This window comes from Mariniblastus fucicola (assembly GCF_008087665.1).
Lineage (GTDB): Bacteria > Planctomycetota > Planctomycetia > Pirellulales > Pirellulaceae > Mariniblastus > Mariniblastus fucicola.
The window spans coordinates 390,801-408,257 of sequence record NZ_CP042912.1; the positions used below are offsets into that span (position 1 = coordinate 390,801).

The following is a 17,457-nucleotide window of genomic DNA, read 5'->3' on the forward strand; positions in this document are numbered from 1 at the left end:
ACGTTTTGATCTCCCATGCGATTTGCCAGCCACCTCATTCTTTCCATCCTCGTCGGCGTCGGCCTTGCAGCTGTCCAGCCAGACGAAAACGATGACGGCGTTATCGAACGAGTCCAATGGACGACTTCTAAACTCAAAGGCACGCCTGATCCGCCGATGCCGTTTGCGACCGAGCGGATTTATGAATCGGTAGAGTTGACTCGTCCGACGCACATGACTCGTGTGCCCGAGACCGATCGCTGGATCGTGACACAGCAAAATGGAAAGCTGTTGTCATTTAATCGCAGCGGCGATCCGGATGTGCAACCGGTCGTTGATCTCAAACAAGTCGAAGGTTGGCACTTCGCGGCCTTTGGAATTGCATTCCACCCGGAGTTTCCGGAACAGCCCTGGTGCTACGTCACGTATCGGGATCAGCCGAAATCAGAAACCGGAGCCAAGCTTTCCCGCTTTCGCGTGGTCGATCCGAAGACTCCGAAAATCAAGCTCAACAGTGAAATGGAGATCCTGAAATGGAGAAGCCACGATCACATGGGCGGCCAACCGCTGTTCGGGCCCGACGGCTATCTCTACATGTCAATCGGTGACGGACAACGCCCGACTCCGCCTGATCCCCTGAACACCGGTCAGGACATCGGCGACTTACAGGCCTCCATGCTGCGGATCGATGTCGACAATCTGTCGTCCGACAAAAACTACTCGATCCCGGCCGACAATCCCTTCGTCGATGTGCCAGACGCTCGCGGCGAGATTTGGGCATTCGGAGTCCGCAATCCGTGGCGACTGTGTTTTCGCGACAACGGCGAACTATGGGTTGGCGATGTCGGTTGGGAGATGCGCGAAATGATTTACCGCATCGACCCCGGTGCGAACTACGGCTGGAGCGTCAAAGAAGGAAGTCAAAATGTCAAACCGATGAGCGGTGCTCATTCGGTTCCGATCACCAAAGCCATCCTCGAACACGATCACGTCGAAGCTCGATCGATCACCGGAGGTTTCTTCTGGAGCAGTCCACGGATTCCGGAACTGGTCGGCGCGTACATCTATGGCGACTGGATGACGGGCAAAGTTTGGGCGCTCAAATACGATTCCGGGAAAGAACAGATCATTGAACATCGCGAGCTCGTCGATACGCCGCTGCAAATCATTTCGTTCGCGGTCGACGATGATGGAGAAGTCCTGATCGTCGGCTACGACGGGACGATTCACCGCCTGATCCCGAATCCGCTGCTCACTGGCGAAAGTCAAAACGCGGCTTTCCCTCGCAAGCTTTCCGAAACAGGTTTGTTCGAATCGGTTGCTGACGAAAAACCCTCGCTGGGCGTCATCGAATACGAAATCAATGCGCATCACTGGGCGGATGGAACGACTTCGCGTCGGTGGATTGGAGTCGTCGGAGACGATCAGCTTTCGTTGCTTGAAAAGTCCAATTGGATGACGGGCGACATTCAGGGCCAGTTCAATTTTCCGCACAACACCGCGATTGCGAAAACGATTTACCTCCAGCTCGATCCGGCGAACCCGAAATCAAAGCGACGCGTTGAGACTCAAGTCCTGCATCGGTATCACGACGCGTGGATGGCTTACAACTACGTCTGGAACCAGGATCAAACCGACGCGATCCTGCAAGAGAACATTGCGGTCGAACGCGAGTTCAAAATCGCGACGCCGGATTCTTCCGATGGCTTTCGCAAACAGAAATGGCTGCACTCCAGCCGCGACCAATGCATGCTGTGCCACATCTGGAGCAGCGGAACGGTTCACGCTTTTAAGCGCGAGCAGCTGAACCGAAGCTTTGACGACGAGAAGCAAAATCAGCTGAACAAGTTCGCTGCGTTGGGGCTGTTCGAGGCCGAGTTTAATCCGCTGGAGCCTTCCGTTTCGCCCATCGACAATGGAGCAAGTCTCGAACAACGGACGCGAGCCTGGTTGCAGCTAAACTGTGCGCATTGCCATCGCCAAAACGGTGGCGGCACCGGTTCGTTCGTGCTCGAAAGCAGCGTTTCGCTCGAAGACATGAAGCTGGTCGACATGCCAGCCAATCAGGGAGACTTTGGTTACTCGGATACGAAGCTGGTCGTCAGCGGCGATCCATCGCGGAGCGTTTTGCTGTATCGGCTGATGAAAAGCGGCCATGGTCGGATGCCGCAGTTTGGAACCAGCGTGGTCGACGATCAGGGTGTGCTGCTGATGTATGACTGGATCAAGTCGCTGGGCGATTCGCCGAAAGATCTGATTCGCCGCGAGCATGCCTGCAAAGCGGTGCTCAAGTATCCCGACGTGGCCACGATCGGCCAGTTGTTGGAGTCGACTTCGTCCGCCGTCGTCCTCGCGGTTTCACTTTCGCGAGACGGCGTCAACGTGCGGGCTCGCGAATCGATTGCTCGCGTCGCGGCGCGTCACGAGAACGCCGAGATCCGCGATCTGTTCGAGCGATTCCTGCCAGCTTCGGAACAAATTGAACGGCTCGGAAACAACATCGATGTTGATTTGGTCCTTTCAACCGAAGGCGACGTCGAGCGAGGCAAATCGTTGTGGTTTAACAGCGGATTCTCCTGTCGCAACTGTCATCAGATCGCCGGCGAAGGTCAAATGGTTGGCCCATCGATGGACGGCATCGGTTCAAAACGAACGAAGCGAGAGATCCTTGATTCACTTCTGAACCCTTCAGTCAGTATCGAAGAAAACTATCGCGGCCACATCGTTGCGACCGAAGATGGAGAGCTGATCTCCGGACTGAAGCTTTCGGAAGATGAAAATCAAATGGTGATCGTCAACTCAGAGGGCAAGCAACACATTATCGCTTTGGACGAAATCGAAGAATCACGTCCCATGGATAAGAGCTTGATGCCCGAGCAGTTGCTGGCGGATATGACGCTGCAGCAGACGGCAGACTTGTTGGAGTTTCTGAAGAGTTTGAAGTAGCTCGACCGCTGCGGTCGATGTCTGGCGCCAAGTCGCACAAAGGCGGGCACATCCCGTTAAACGCCTCCTGCTAAAACCTTGCTCTTCCCCAAGTGCTCTTTGAGGCCTCTGTCACCCGTTTGGAATTCAAGATGCTTTCGGCCTGCATCGTTTCCCGCGACTCATGGCAGATTAGAAAAAAGGTCCATCGCTATTTTCCACCGCCAGCGGATTCGCGAGGGCTCGATGGCGCGACAGGATTGAGTTGGCGTGTTCACATTTTGCCCTTTCTTGGCAAATCTGAGCTATTCCAGCAATTTAAAATGGATGAGCCTTGGGACAGCCCCGCAAACAAAAAGCTGCTTCCAAAGATGCCAGACATCTACAACCGTTTTTCATCGCAGTTGATGATGCCTGCTGATGCTCCCAAGGGAATGACAACGATGGTGGCTCCTAATAGCGACCGCACTATCTTGGGAGCTCCTGGCCGAGTGGGGTTTGGAAACATCATCGATGGTTCTTCGAACACCGTTCTGTTGGTTGTTGTGAAAGAGCCGTTGGCCGTTCCATGGACGGCTCCCCAAGATTACAAATTTGATCCCGACAAGCCCGCTGCAGGCTTGCAGTTTGAAAATGGAAAGACACCCGTTGTTTTGTGTGATGCGTTTACATGTTTTGCTGATCGTGAAAACCAATGGTTGTATTTGTTCGAGATGAATGATGAGGAAGTCGTACAGATAAAAAATTGATTGTTGTGTTTTAGTCGCGAGCAGAGCGGTAAACACGCAGAGTACATGCAAATGTTTTGATGTTGTTGAAATTGCTTGGTGAACGTGACTTTGCGTGATGTTGTCCAGTCGGCTATGTTTGAACGTGGCAAGGTGGAGTAGCACTCAAACACGACTGATGTTGTACAGAGATGGCTGAACCTCAAAATTCGAAATTAAAACGCAATCGTAAACCAGGGCTCCGGTTTGGTTTGAAGTATCTGATACTGGTGATGGTCCTTGTCTCATTGGTGTTTGGTTGGTTTGCTAACGAGTTGAGACAAGCCAATTACGAAGCAAGGTTGGTCGGCAGAATCGAAGCATTGCATGACGGTTTTCAACCTCATGGCAAGTGTCACTTCGACTATGAAACGGGCCCGCAAGGTACTGTGACTGGTGCAAAGAAAGATCCACTCGGTCCAGCCTGGCTTCGCTCCATTTTCGGTCAGCATGTTTTCTCCAGGATTACGAGTCTGTCGTTCGATGGACGTGCATCAATCCGAGAGCCCTCCCAATCGGGAGATATCTCGGCTTTTATGATTCACAATCAACATGAGCTTGGTTTCGACGTCGTAGAAGAGTTCGATTTAACCAAGCTGGAGAGCCTCGTTTCCGTGGGCCTGTCGGATTTTCCAGAAGTCGAAGACTTGAATTGGTTTCGGTCACTTGGAAAATTGGAGAGTCTTTCTGTAAATCAGTGCAGGAATTTACGATCTCTTAATGGAGTTGAGAATCTAGGCCAACTGAAGGTGATTCGAGTCGTCCAAAAATCGCGTCTGCGTGACATTGTGGCGATTAAAGGGCTCAATGAGCTGGAGCATATCAACATTGATGTAGGAAGTGGTTTTACGTCTCAAGAAAACTGGGATGCGATTGCGGATTGCATGAAGCTCAATCGGCTCGATATCAATACTGCCGGCGTCGCGTTTCCGAAGTTCCGAAGGACGTCATCCGTAAAATACTACCCCGACGATATCACGGCGTGGCCGTCGTATGGTTTGCCCCGGAATAGCGTTGTGAATCCGACGGTTCCTGTGACGGGGAAGTTTCGCCCAAACCCCAACATGCAATTCCTGTCAATTGCCGACGTTGACCTTGGCTTGCAGGATCTAAGTTGTTTCCGCGAGATGCCGAATCTTGAACGACTCGTGATTCACAATTCTGGTGGCTTGAAAAGTCTCGAAGGGATTCAGTACTGCAAGAAACTCAAGCGCCTGGAAATTACATCTTGCAAAAATTTGCTAGACATCAGTGCTATCGAGTCGCTTGCCAACCTGGAAACCCTCTCCATCACAGATTCCCAACAGGAAATAAAGCACTTCCCAGTCCTCAATTGCCCCAAGTTAAAGCGATTGAACTTGAGCCGCATCCACGGATTTAAGGATCTTGAGTTTCTGCGCAATGAAGAAAATATTGAGATGCTGGACCTTCGCGAGAGTGGACTGCGGAGTTTGAAAGGGCTCCGGCATTGTTGGAAGCTGAAGAAAATTCAAGTAGTGGGGAGCGGGCTGACAACGATTGGTTGTGATATTGTCGAAGCGCCGATTCAAGAAATTGATTTTCAGGATTGCGACTGGCTGGTTGATCTCGAAGGATTGGGGAATATCAAAAATCTGTTTAGCGTAAACCTGAAAGGTTGTTCTTCGCTCAAACGACTTAAGAGCATAAGCCAGCTGACTGACATGGAGTACCTGGATCTGACAGGCTGCCGGTCACTGGAGACTTTGGATGATCTGCAGTCGATGCCTCACGTGCAGCATGTTGTGATCAAAGGTTGCATCAGCCTTGAAAATGTAGATGGATTGCTGAAACTTCCTTCATTGAAATCTCTTGATTGGAGTGACTGTCCGCTGCTCAAAACGGAGGACATTGAATTGCTCCGCCAGAAATTTCCGAGTCTCGTTGAAGACAAGGATGTAATGGACTAATTTCTGTCGTGCTGCTCACTCAAAGACCTGTTCGTCCCCCAGGTGCTCATTGAGCCCCGCAAGATGAGCATCGGCGTTCGCGTCAAAACCCATTTGGAATTCCAGCTGCTTTCTTTCAACGTCTTTGCCCAGCGACTGATAGCAGAACAGCAAGCCACTGAGCGACGGCGCGAAGTTCGAACAGTCTTCCAGCGAAAGCAGAAACATGGCTTCCGCGTGAGGCACGTCGCCCTTGGTTAGCAAACCCGAACCGATGTTGTATTTAATTCCGGCATTGATTGGCAGGTTGTCCATCAAGGCATCGTAGCGGTCCAGAGCGCGATCGATCTTGCCGCGATTGGCCAGGATGTTCGCATCATCAAGTCCTTTAAGCGGTCCTTTTTCAATGCGTCCGCGGTAGCTGCGAAACAGTTGCACGACCGCGACGGGCAAACCGAGCAAGCCAAAGAGATTTCCGACCAGCATCTTCCAGGCTTCCCAACGCATGCATCCAGGGCAGCGAACGGTTTTGCTACTGGTCCAGTGAATGAAGTAAACCAGAAAGATAAAATAGAAAATCGTGAACTGGCGTGGGTACGAATACATGCCGCACTCGTCGCACATGCGGTACTTTTTTTCGAGTTCCTGATCCAGCGTCGCGGCCTCAAGTTCGCGGTGGCTGCTCCGGTCGCGGATTGTGAAAAGCGTCTGGCAGTAATCGCAGTAACACTGCGGCGTATCGGCGAAGCGGGAAAGAGAGATCGTTGCCTGGCAATGAGGACAGACCTGTTTGCGAAAGCTTTCGCCCTGCCCTTGCGCGACCAGCAGTTTGTGTTCTTCGGCGGCTTGCAGGTCGCTGCGACTGTTGTCGATCGCCCGTTTGATCGCGACAGCATCCGAGCCTTTAACCGCGATCGCGAAGTTGAGATATTCGTCTTCGTGGTCGATGACCAAAGAAAGCACATTCTCATCGGTGGACACGGCGAGAATGGACTGGACGGGATAGATGTCCTCGTCCAGCGTCAGGTTTTTCCCGTCGAACGAACCGGAAAGCGCGAACATTCCGCCAGAGACATTGCCAGCGTCCATGGCGCGAAATCTGAAAGTCAGTGGATCGAATTCGTTCACGGGCGAGGTTAAAAAACTGGGTTGGGCTTCCAGACGTTAACAGGTAGCTGCCTGCTATTTTAGTTTAAACCGAACCTGGCGGTTGAAACATGAATGTAGCAAGATGGCATAGGCTTCCAGCCTGTGATCGGATTGTCGTTAGCCCCAGAACTGAATGACGGGCAGCCAACCTACTCACAGGCTAGAGGCCTATGCCACCCGCGCTTCAGCCTATTGCACCAACCGCAACTTAACCCTCAACGCGTTCTTTCACGATACTGGAAACTTCATCGATCTTCACGCGGACCTGTTCCAGCGTATCGCGATCGCGGATGGTTACCGTTTGATCGTCCAGCGTCTGACCATCGACCGTGATGCAGTACGGAGTTCCGGCTTCGTCCTGACGGCGATAGCGACGACCGACGGCACCTTTTTCGTCGTAGAAGACTTTGAAATCTTTCTTCAATTTCAAGTACACGTCCTTGGCGACTTCCGGCATGCCGTCTTTCTTCACCAGCGGGAAAACCGCGGCTTTGATCGGCGCCAAACGAGGATGCAGCTTCATCACCGTTCGCGTCTGCATCTTGCCCTTGTCGTCGGGCTGTTCGTCTTCGGTGTAAGCTTCGCAAAGGAAAGCCAACGCCGCGCGGTCGGCTCCGGCAGACGGTTCGATCACGTGAGGAATGTACTTCTCGTTCGTCAGGTCGTCGCGGTACGAAAGATCCTTGCCGCTGCCCTTCCATTTTGGCTTGCCGTCTTCGCCGAGTTGAACCTCCAGCGTATCCGAATTTTCGTCCAGCTTGCCTTCCATGTGTGAGCGAAGATCAAAGTTGCCGCGATGAGCAATTCCTTCAAGCTCACCGTATTCGCCTTCGGCCATAAACGGAAACGCGTATTCGATGTCAGCCGTCCCGGTCGAATAGTGAGCGGCCTCTTCGGGCGTATGTTCACGCATGATCAGATTGTCGCCCGATATGCCCAGATCGTGGTACCACTTCAGCCGGCGATCACGCCAGAACTGATACCAGTCTCGTGACTTGTCCGGGTGGCAGAAAAATTCGATCTCCATCTGCTCGAACTCGCGAGAACGAAACGTAAAGTTTCGCGGCGTAATCTCGTTGCGGAAACTCTTTCCAATCTGAGCGATTCCCAACGGCAGACGATGACGTGTACTGTCGAGCACGTTTTTGAAGTTCACGAAAATACCCTGAGCCGTTTCCGGGCGAAGGTAAGCGGCTCCTTCTTCGCCAGAAAGGGCGCCGACGAACGTCTTGAACATCAGATTGAATTCACGCGGCTCGGTAAGCGTTCCCAGTTGTTTCGCGTCCGGGCCGAGGACGACTGAGAGATCTTCAATTTCCGTCAAACAGGTCGAGTCGCCGTCCCACTTCAGGTCGTCAATGTTCTTGTTGCGGAGGTTGTAGAACTTCAGCGCCCGCTTGGTCATGACTTCCAGTTCATCGTCTCCAGCGGGTGCCGTGACGAAGATCTTTTTGTCTTTGGCTTCCACCCAGCGACCGTTAAGCTGATCGTGGCGATAACGCTTTTTGGTTTCTTTACAGTCGACCATGAAGTCGTGAAACAGGTCGTAGTGCCCCGAGCATTTCCAGACTTGCGGGTGCATGATGATCGTGCAGTCGAGGCCTTCCATCGCGTAGGGCGAAGGGGCACCGTCGAGCGTGTTCATGTCGTCATGGCAGGAAACCATGTCGCGCCACCAAGCTTCTTTGACGTTGCGTTTGAGCTCCACGCCGAGCGGACCGTAATCCCAGAACCCCTGCAGTCCGCCATAGATTTCGCTTGATTGAAACAGAAAGCCACGTCGCTTGCAGAGCGACACGATCGAGTCCATATCCATGGTGGTTCCGGGAGTAGTTAGGGTTTGCTTGGTGCTGGGGAAACGCAGATTCTAGTCGTAGGTGGCATAGGCTTCCAGCCTGTGAACATGTTGGCTGGCGCCCCGTTCGATTCTGGTGCCAGGCGTGTTTTTGTCAAATACAAGCCCGAACCCCCCGAAGCGCGAGTGAGTATACGCCCAAGTTTTCGACTCACTCGTTTGCGTGTCGGGCTTGTATTGAGTTTGCCAAACAGTGCCAGTGAAATCCAATCACAGGCTGGAAGCCTATGCCACCGCTATGCGATCGACCAGCTTTTCAAATCCAGCTCCGGCACACGGTCGTGTAGGTCGATCTGCGACGCAAACTGCACATCGGCGTCATGTCCGATTCGAACCAGATTGATGCCGCCGCGGCAGTTGCGGAAGAAATCAGCCAGCTCCATACCAGAGTCCATTTCAGCCTTGCGGGTTCGCCAGTGATGCATCGCAATCGTGGCCGGATCAGTCAGCTTGGTCGGTTCGGCTCCGGCCTGTTCACGCAGCTCAAGAATTCGCTCCGTCAGCAAGCCCGCGAAAATCACGTCTTCGCTGGTGATCAGCCGATCGGTTCCCGAGCAAACCACGGTCACGCGCGGCACACTGGTCAGCTCTTTGGCGACCGCCGAAACGTTAATCATGGCTCCGATCAGTACCCGGTCGGCGGCCCGACAGCTTTCCATCGCGACGGTACCGTTGGTCGTGGCGAGAATCAGTGACTTGCCAGAGATCGCTTCGGCCGTGTATTCCAGTGGCGAATTGCCTTGATGAAAGCCATCGACAATCTTGCCGTTTCGCTCGCCGCCGATCACGGAAGTATCCGGCATCTTCGCATGGCAATCGCGAGCTTCCTCAATGCCAGGTTGCGGAAAGATCTGCTGGCAGCCGTTATGCAGCGCGTTAACGATCGTGGTGGTCGCACGCAAAACGTCAACGACGACCACCGTTTGGCCGGCGAGTTGATCGGCTTTGATGGCTGAAGGCAGCAGGGCGACGTCGACGATATGTGCAAATTCAGAAGGTTTCATGGTGCACAAAGGTAGCCAAAAAATCCTCAATAATGAAGTCCAGACAATCCAGGCTCATGCCGGACTTCTCGGGATCGGAATTTTCCCTGCTGAGGACACGGTGGCGTCGGATATCACCATGACTCGAACGGAAACGAGGACTATTTTCGAGAAAGTTGTCCCTCCGAATTTTTACCTGCACATAATTAACCAGGCACTGTTTGGTAAATGAAAGCGGCAAGGCACTTAGCCGCCGGTCCGTTGCGCTTTTTAACGGCGGCTCGCGCTTTGCTGCTCATGTTTGGCCGCGTCACGACATGAAAATCAATTTGTCAAACAGTGCCTGGATCACCATTTCAACACAGGCGAGATGCGCGTGGACCCGTCCGAGCTGGACCAATTTGACTTGATTTCCGACAAATTTGTCGCCGAGATCCGGGCTGGAAAATCGCCAGACATCGAGAGCTATGTTCGGGCTCATCCGAAACTGGCAATCCGCATTCGCCAGCTATTTCCGGTTTTGCAGGCGATGGAGAATCGGAATCCCAATTGCGTCGCCGAATCTGACAGCGCGATCGAGGACGAGATCCGGCAGCTGGAGGCCTCGCCTCCGCCACGAAGACTCGGAGAGTATCGAATCATTCACGAGATCGGCCGCGGCGGAATGGGCGTCGTCTACAAAGCCGAACAGGAATCTCTCGGACGTCATGTGGCGCTCAAATTGTTGCCTCAATCGGCGAAGTTTGATGAACGCCGTGGCATCCGGTTTCAGCAAGAAGCCATTGCCTCGGGCAAGCTTCACCACTCCAACATCGTTCCCGTTTTCGGAGTCGGTCGGTCGGACGACGTTTCGTACTTCGTGATGCAATACATCGAAGGCACGGGGCTCGATCAAGTCATCGCCGAAGTTCGCGAAGCCGTTTCCGACGATGACCAGGGCAGCGGGAGAAAGTTAAAGGACACGGTTCGTCTCGACCACACAAAATTGGGCACCGTTGCTTCTGGTCTGTTCGAGGACTTGTCGAAGCAAACTGAAGATGGTTCGGCCGATTCAGCGGATTCGGCGGATTCGGCTGAGCAGACTGGAGCAAGCGTCCATCCCGAGTCTGCGGCAGAAAGCTTTTCCGGATCAAGTTCTTTCGCGTCGGCGTCGTCGACAAGCGGATCGTTTTCGCAGCGCCACGCGTACTACCGCAACGTTGCAAAGATCGGAGAACAGGTCAGCGACGCGCTCGAGTACGCGCACTCCAGAAAGATTCTTCACCGCGACATCAAGCCGGCCAACCTGTTGATTGATTTCTCAGGCCATGTTTGGGTAACGGACTTTGGCTTGGCCAAGCTAACAGACCAGGACGACCTGACGCGCACCGGCGAAACCGTTGGAACGCTGCGGTATCTTCCTCCGGAACAGTTCAACGGAAATTCGGACGCTCGCAGCGATGTCTACAGCCTGGGACTGACGCTGTACGAGATGTTGACGCTGCAGCCGGCGTTCGATGGAAAAGACTTTGCGCAGCTGCTGCAGAACGTGACGGAAAGCCTTCCTGATCCGCCGCGGAAAAAGGACTCGCGGATCCCGCGTGATCTGGACACCATTGTGATGAAGGCCATCGCCAAAGAGCCAGCGGATCGGTACCAGAGCGCCGGCGAGTTGCGCGATGATCTGAAATTGTTCATTCAGGGAAAACCGATTCGGGCCCGGCAAATTTCCGAGCTGGATCGATTCCTGAAAGCCGTCCGACGTCGCCCCGTTATTTCGGCGCTGGCAGGGATGTTGTTGCTGTCGCTGATCGTTGGCTCGGCGTTGGTGACCTGGAAATGGCAGCAGGCGACGATTGCTCTTAATCGGGCTGAGGATGAAGCCGAATCCAAACAGGCGATCAACGAGTTTTTGCTTCACGACCTGTTGAGCTATGCGAACCCGCAACTCGAACCGGACCCTGATATCAAGCTTCGTACGGTGCTGGATCGAGCCAATGAGTCTGTCGAAACGCGTTTTCGCGACCAACCGTTGCTGGAGGCGGAGATCCGGTTGCACATCGGAGCAATCTATAACCAGTTAAGTGAGTTGAAGAATGCTCAACGTCACTTTTCGGCCGCATATCAAATTCGCAGCGACGAACTTGGTCCGAACCATCCCGACACGATGCGAGTCTACGCCAATCTTGCCGCGTTGCAGAGCGATATTGGAAATCCGAAACAGTCGGTTGCGATGCTCCGGGAAACAATCGCCTACTACGAATCGCGGTCTGCGACAGCCGACACCGAGTTCGAAGTAATGGAATCGAAGCTGAATCTTGCAACCGTTCTTGCATCGCTCGGCCAATATGAGGACGCCAAGACTCATCTGGACGCCTACATCATCGCCGCCAGGGATTTGCCGGATCTGGATTACCGAGAAGGGCAATTGGCGTTGGGTTCGCTTCTGTTTGATCAGGACCTGCTCACGCAATCCGCCGAAGTTGCGGAATCCGTTGAAGCTGAACTTTCCGCTGAACTGACGAACGAAGAAGGAGTCATCGAAGCAGGTGGAGCTCAGGTCGGCACCTTTCACCAGCTGCTCAGGACACGGAAACTTTTGGGAGAAATTGAACTGGCTCAGGGTCGGTTCGATTCCGCCATCGCCATCTTTGAAGAAAAGATTGCTGTCTCGGAAAAGTTGCTGGGCCCGGATCATAGCTCCAGTTTGCTGGGAGTCAGAGATCTTGCCGAGGCGCTGCTTGCCTGCAAGAGGTTTGAAGAAGCGAGAGACATCATTGAGCCGGCGCTTCGCAGAAGCGAGTCGTTGAAAGGCAGCGATAGCCCAACAACGCTGCATATCAAAACTACGTTTGCGATGGCGCTGACCGAGCTGGGCGAAGTACAGGCAGCCATTGAACTGTTGGAAGAAAGGTACGCAGGAGCCAGGGAAAAACTTGGCGCGACGCATCCCGATACGATCCAGATTGCCTATCAGATTTCCACAGCCTACTATCGGCTAAAAGATTATCGCACAGCAGAAACTTTGCTGACTGAAACGTTGCAGCACGCCAAATCAACGCTTGGTGTCGATCATTCAGCGACCTTGAACATGCTGGCGGACCTTGGCGAAGCCCATCGAAATCTCGGTGAACTGGAATTGGCAGAAAAGGAGCTCTCCGAGTCTTTGGCCGGTTCGCGGTTGCTGATGCGAGAGAACCATCCACACCTTTTGACGACGATGAGCGGGCTGTTGAAAGTTTATGTTTCTTCCAGGCAGTTCGAAAAAGCGGAGCCGCTAGGTTTGCAACTGGTGGAAGGGTACAGGATCGAAGGTGGGCAAGATTGGGAAATCAATTTTGCCTTGAACATGCTGGCTCACATCTTTCGGATGCAGGACAAAGACGCGGAAGCCCACCCCTATTACGTCGAAGCATACGAGCTGCGGACCAATTCAGGTGTGGATCTCCAGTCAAAATCGATGGCGGGTTTGCTGGACGTGTTGTGCGACGTCGAACATGAGACGGATCAGCATGAACTTAGCGTCGTGCGATTGAAAGAGTATCTCGAATGGTTCGCTGGCGAAGACGATGAACAGTTGCCCTGGTTTTATAATCGAGCGAAAAGCCAGCTGGGCCGAGCGTTGTTGGAGTTGGGACAGTACGAAGAAGCCGAGCTGGTTTTGCTCGACTGCTTCGATGCCCTCGAAGGCGTTGCCGAGGACGATCTGAACTTTAGCAGCTGTCAAAAGGAACTGCGGTCCACTGCGGTTCGGATCCGGGAACTCTACAAGCGAATAAAACAGCGCGAAAAGTATGAGCTTTGGCGCGATCGGTATCGTGAGCTGAAGCGAAAGAGCAACCTGTAGCCTCGCGACCAACCTGGGAGAATTAGGCACTGTTTGACAAATTGATTTTCATGTCATCAACGCGGCCAAACATGAGCGCCTTGCCGCTCACATTTACCAAACAGTGCCTACAATCGTGGTTTCGGCGGCTTGACTGGCGTTGCCCAGGATTTGGCTGCCGTCAATTTCGTCTTCCGTTTGAACAGCTTGCCACCACAGGTCACGTACAACGTCTGGTTGTCTGGACCCGCAAGGATCACGTTCGTTGTGCTGCTGGTGCCAGCCGGTGGAGGCAATATCAGATTAACGCGTCCGGGTTGGTCGCAGATTTGAATTCCCATTTTTGTGGCAACCAGAACCCAGCCGTCTTTGTCGACGCACATGCCCATACTTTTGGTGCGCATGTCGACTGCGGCGGGTGGTGAGTGAATGTGAAAGTAAGGCTGAGCATGCGTCAGCGTCCCGTCTTCTTGTCGAACACATGACCAGACGTAGCGGCCGTTGAAATCAGAAACGTAAACCAGTGTTTGGTCTGGAGAAAGCGTGATGCCGTGGGCTCCTGACAATCCTTCGACTGCGAGTTTGGCTTCTCCGTCGCGCTTTTTCATCCAAACTGATTTCGATTCCTTGTCGGTGAAATACAAAGTGCCATCGTGAGCCGTAACCATTGCATCAGCGTTCACTTCATATGCGGTCGATCCGCCACCTGGATGCTCAAAGATTGAACCATTTTGGGCAACGAACAACGATCCATTAGGCTGGGCTGCGATCGAAGTCAATTTTTCGGTTGACGTCCCGATGTCGATTTTCTTCTCTTCACCATCAGGCGAAACGACAAACAGCTCACCTTTCTTTCGATCCGAAAAGTAAACGTTGCCTTCGGCGTCCGAGGCGAGTCCCGTCAAATATTGATGTCCCTTGCTGACCAGTTCCCAGTCTTCGCCATCGATCAGCATCTCAGGCGCTCGACTTCTGGATTTATCAAAGTGCGTTTTTACCGGCTTGGGCCAGTCCTTCCAGATAAAGCGCATCGCATCGGGAAGTACTGCTCCACCGTGCTTTCGATTGTGACCGCCCTGCCCCCATGCGTGATCCACTTCATAGCCGCTGAATTTCAACGCCGACAACATGCCCTGATTCGAAACCCACCAGTCGCCACAGTAAATGTTCAAATCGTTGCTGCCGTCCTGCAGGAATACACGAATCGGTTTCGGTTCCGTTTTGCGAACCAGCACCGACATCTCGTTGGCTCCGCGCAGCCCGATGTAAGTTCCAACCATCGTGTACACGCGGCGAAACTGATCCGGTCGCTGCCAAGCGACATTGAACGCCGCAATACCGCCTGAGCTCGATCCGCAAATGCCGCGATCGTTCGGATCATCGCTGATGGCATAGCTTTCTTCGACTTCCGGGATCATTTCTTCGATCAGGAATCTTGCGTACCGATCATCGACCGCGTCGTATTCAAAGCTGCGATTGAAACGCGGTTGAGCATTCTTGTTTTGAGCCGGCACAACGCCGGGGTCAATGAACAGCCCGATCGTGACAGGCATCTCGCCCGAGTGAATCAGGTTATCGAAAACCAACGGCGTTTTACTTGGACGACCTTCGACTTTGGAGAACCCGGTCCCGTCCTGGAAAACCATCAAGCAAGCGGGCTTCGATTTGTCGTACTGCTTCGGAACGTAGATCGAATAATTTCGCGTTGTGCCCGGGAAGATTTTGCTGTCAGCGAAAGTCCGATTGATAACTTCGCCCTGTGGCACGTCAGGCTTGCGGATTTGCGACTCATCGAGCGGATAAGGCCCATCGGCATCTTGTGCAGCCAGCGAAAAACCGGACAAGACAGTGGCTGCGACGCAGCAGCAAGCCAGAAATGCGAACAGAGTGCGTGCGGTCTTCATGGGATCTTTCGAAGAAATCTGGTGGTCAGGGTTTTTCCCCAAGGCTTCGTTTAAACCAGGTTATCCAGATTGCTCAAACTTTCCAGAGGGCGTTTGACAGCGTTTTTGCAATTCATTTTTGTGGCCGTCATCACGGAAGCCTGGCAAACCTTAACGACGGTGTCGACGCGGTTCCGCGATTCCGTCATTAAATGCTGATCCCGGTCGCAAGCAGCAGCACGAAGCCAATTCGTGATGAACCATTGTTCGCGACGAACCGTAAGCTGCAGACGAAACGTAAAAGTTGAACTGGTCGGAAACAATCATGCGCAAAACTCACCTCTCGATTTTGATCGTCACAGCAATCGGTAGCTCCGTTCTGTTTTGCTCTGGATGCACTCCCACCCGCGGACTTACAGCCGCCCCAGTGTTCCCGCCTCCGACCCTGGACTATTCGTCGCAGTTGCAACAGCAGCGAGCCCAACAGACCGGTTCGCCCTATCTTCCACCGGGCGGCTTTGGACAGGCTCCAGCCTACAGCCCCATGTTTTCCCCGGGGCCCGGCGGCCGAAGCGGATCTTGCTGAGGCAGCTAGTCCTCTGGCACCGTGTGTGCTGAATCGCCTTTCAATCGTCAAATCTGTCCTTTCCCAAATGGGTTTGGCCAGATATCACTGTGAGCCACGTTAAGCTATGTCTTCCGAATTCGGTCGATAAAGCGAACGTGGTTTTTTTGGTGGCATAGGCTTCTGGCCTGTCAATGTGATACTGAAACGACCACGGGCCAAAAGGCCGATGCCGCTTGGCAACTTTACCCTGAAAACTGACGAGTTTGCTCGCACTTCCCTATGGCTGTTGATAAATCAAACCAACGCGTTCGAGACATGTTTGGCGAAATCGCGCCGAAGTACGATCGCATGAATCATCTTCTCTCGATGAATGTCGATCGCTATTGGCGCTGGCGAGCCGTCAAAAAACTGGCTCCCAATCAGAACGATCCAATCCTTGACGTGTGCACTGGAACTGGAGACCTGGCGTTCTCCTTCCACAAATACACAAAGGGTGAAGTTCCGATTGTCGGATCCGATTTTTGCTACGAGATGCTGGAAGTCGGCCGCGAGAAGAGCGACAAGTTCGGCCAACCGGTAACCTTCGTCGAAGCCGATGCCCAGGAGTTGCCGTTTGAGTCCGATCGCTTTCAGGTCGTCAGTGCTGCCTTCGGTTTGCGGAACGTTGCCGATACGGATCTGGGGTTGCGCGAGATGACTCGTGTCTGCAAACCTGGCGGGAAAGTTGCCGTGCTGGAGTTCTCTGTTCCGCGGACTCAGCCCATCAAAGGCATGTACGGTTGGTACTTCAGAAACGTATTGCCCAGGATCGGACAGATGCTCGCCCGCAACGATTCGAATGCTTACAACTACTTGCCGGACAGCGTTGGCGAGTTTCCCTGCTATGAGAAACTGACTGAGAAAATGTTGGCGGCGGGAATGTCAAAAGCCGACTTCTATCCGCTGACGTTTGGCATCGCGACGCTCTACATAGGTGTCAAATGAGCAACCATCCGATCGTGCTCGCCATCACCGGCGCCAGCGGCGTGATTTACGGTCGGCGGTTGCTGGAGATTTTACTGCGGTCGAACCTCGAAGTTCATCTGACGATCAGTGAATCGGGTCAGAAGGTGTTGCAGCACGAGTTGATGTCGAAGGTCGACATTGAGAACTTTCAACTCGATCAACTGCTTGATCCGGCTGTCATCGAAGAACACTCCATCGACGATTCTTTGGTTAGCTACCACCACTACAAGGATTTCATGACGCCAATCGCCAGCGGTTCGTTTCAAACGCGAGCCATGATCGTCTGTCCCTGCAGCGGCAGCACGCTCAGCGGCATCGCGACTGCGTCCAGCGGAAATTTAGTGCAACGAGCCGCAGATGTTCACTTGAAAGAGCGTCGTCCGTTGGTGCTTGTCCCACGCGAAGCTCCCTTGTCACTGATTCAAATCGAGAACATGCGAACCGTAACCTTGGCTGGCGCGACGATCCTTCCCGCCTCACCCGGCTTCTACCACGGCTACAAATCCGTCGAAGACCTCGTCGACTTCATCGTCGTCCGCATCCTCGACAACATTGGCATCGATTCCGATCTGATGAAGCGCTGGGGAAGTTGAGATCTTTTGCCGGCACTGATCCACGCCGGAAGTGCAGA

Annotated in this window: 11 protein-coding genes; 7 read left to right on the forward strand and 4 right to left on the reverse strand. The window is 53.4% G+C overall.

Annotation, left to right across the window (positions count from 1 at the left end; genetic code table 11):
- The first annotated feature begins 15 nt into the window (after positions 1–15).
- From MFFC18_RS01555 to MFFC18_RS24725, 3 genes are all read left to right on the forward strand, one after another.
- Complete coding sequence (locus MFFC18_RS01555) at positions 16–2,925, forward strand: PQQ-dependent sugar dehydrogenase (RefSeq protein WP_075084903.1); 2,910 nt, start codon at positions 16–18, stop codon at positions 2,923–2,925.
- Positions 2,926–3,056: 131 nt separating this feature from the next.
- Positions 3,057–3,653, forward strand: a complete 597-nt coding sequence (locus MFFC18_RS01560; RefSeq protein WP_087149665.1) for a DUF1559 family PulG-like putative transporter — start codon at positions 3,057–3,059, stop codon at positions 3,651–3,653.
- Positions 3,654–4,840: 1,187 nt separating this feature from the next.
- Entirely contained in the window at positions 4,841–5,599 is a 759-nt protein-coding gene (locus MFFC18_RS24725; protein ID WP_210421383.1) for a leucine-rich repeat protein, read from the forward strand.
- A 15-nt stretch (positions 5,600–5,614) separates the two neighbouring features.
- On the opposite strand, the gene MFFC18_RS01570 is transcribed toward MFFC18_RS24725, so the two are convergent.
- The 3 genes from MFFC18_RS01570 to MFFC18_RS01580 all read right to left on the reverse strand — a co-directional run bounded on the left by MFFC18_RS01570 (position 5,615) and on the right by MFFC18_RS01580 (position 9,586).
- Positions 5,615–6,667: a tetratricopeptide repeat protein gene (locus tag MFFC18_RS01570; RefSeq protein WP_148618586.1), complete on the reverse strand. Its 1,053-nt coding sequence runs from the start codon at positions 6,665–6,667 to the stop codon at positions 5,615–5,617.
- A gap of 268 nt (positions 6,668–6,935) precedes the next feature.
- Positions 6,936–8,537 (reverse strand): glycine--tRNA ligase, encoded by a 1,602-nt coding sequence (locus MFFC18_RS01575; protein WP_075084899.1) that lies wholly within the window; start codon positions 8,535–8,537, stop codon positions 6,936–6,938.
- Between the two features lie 281 nt (positions 8,538–8,818).
- Entirely contained in the window at positions 8,819–9,586 is a 768-nt protein-coding gene (locus MFFC18_RS01580) for a 2-phosphosulfolactate phosphatase (protein ID WP_075084898.1), read from the reverse strand.
- A gap of 355 nt (positions 9,587–9,941) precedes the next feature.
- Here MFFC18_RS01580 and MFFC18_RS01585 point away from each other — a divergent pair, with 355 nt between their 5' ends.
- A complete protein-coding gene (locus MFFC18_RS01585) occupies positions 9,942–13,391 on the forward strand; it encodes a tetratricopeptide repeat protein (RefSeq protein ID WP_162273962.1) in 3,450 nt (1,149 codons plus the stop codon).
- Between the two features lie 107 nt (positions 13,392–13,498).
- Here the strand turns inward: MFFC18_RS01585 and MFFC18_RS01590 are convergent, their stop codons facing one another.
- Complete coding sequence (locus MFFC18_RS01590; protein ID WP_084417173.1) at positions 13,499–15,274, reverse strand: SMP-30/gluconolactonase/LRE family protein; 1,776 nt, start codon at positions 15,272–15,274, stop codon at positions 13,499–13,501.
- A 304-nt stretch (positions 15,275–15,578) separates the two neighbouring features.
- Here MFFC18_RS01590 and MFFC18_RS01595 point away from each other — a divergent pair, with 304 nt between their 5' ends.
- From MFFC18_RS01595 to MFFC18_RS01605, 3 genes are all read left to right on the forward strand, one after another.
- Positions 15,579–15,839, forward strand: a complete 261-nt coding sequence (locus tag MFFC18_RS01595; RefSeq protein WP_148618588.1) for a hypothetical protein — start codon at positions 15,579–15,581, stop codon at positions 15,837–15,839.
- A gap of 261 nt (positions 15,840–16,100) precedes the next feature.
- The gene (gene ubiE / locus MFFC18_RS01600; protein ID WP_075084894.1) at positions 16,101–16,805 is read left to right on the forward strand and encodes a bifunctional demethylmenaquinone methyltransferase/2-methoxy-6-polyprenyl-1,4-benzoquinol methylase UbiE; all 705 of its coding nucleotides are present in this window, start codon (positions 16,101–16,103) and stop codon (positions 16,803–16,805) included.
- On the forward strand, positions 16,802–17,419 hold the full coding sequence (locus MFFC18_RS01605; RefSeq protein WP_075084893.1) for a UbiX family flavin prenyltransferase: 618 nt from the start codon (positions 16,802–16,804) through the stop codon (positions 17,417–17,419). Before ubiE ends, MFFC18_RS01605 begins: the two co-directional genes overlap by 4 nt.
- Positions 17,420–17,457: the final 38 nt, after the last annotated feature.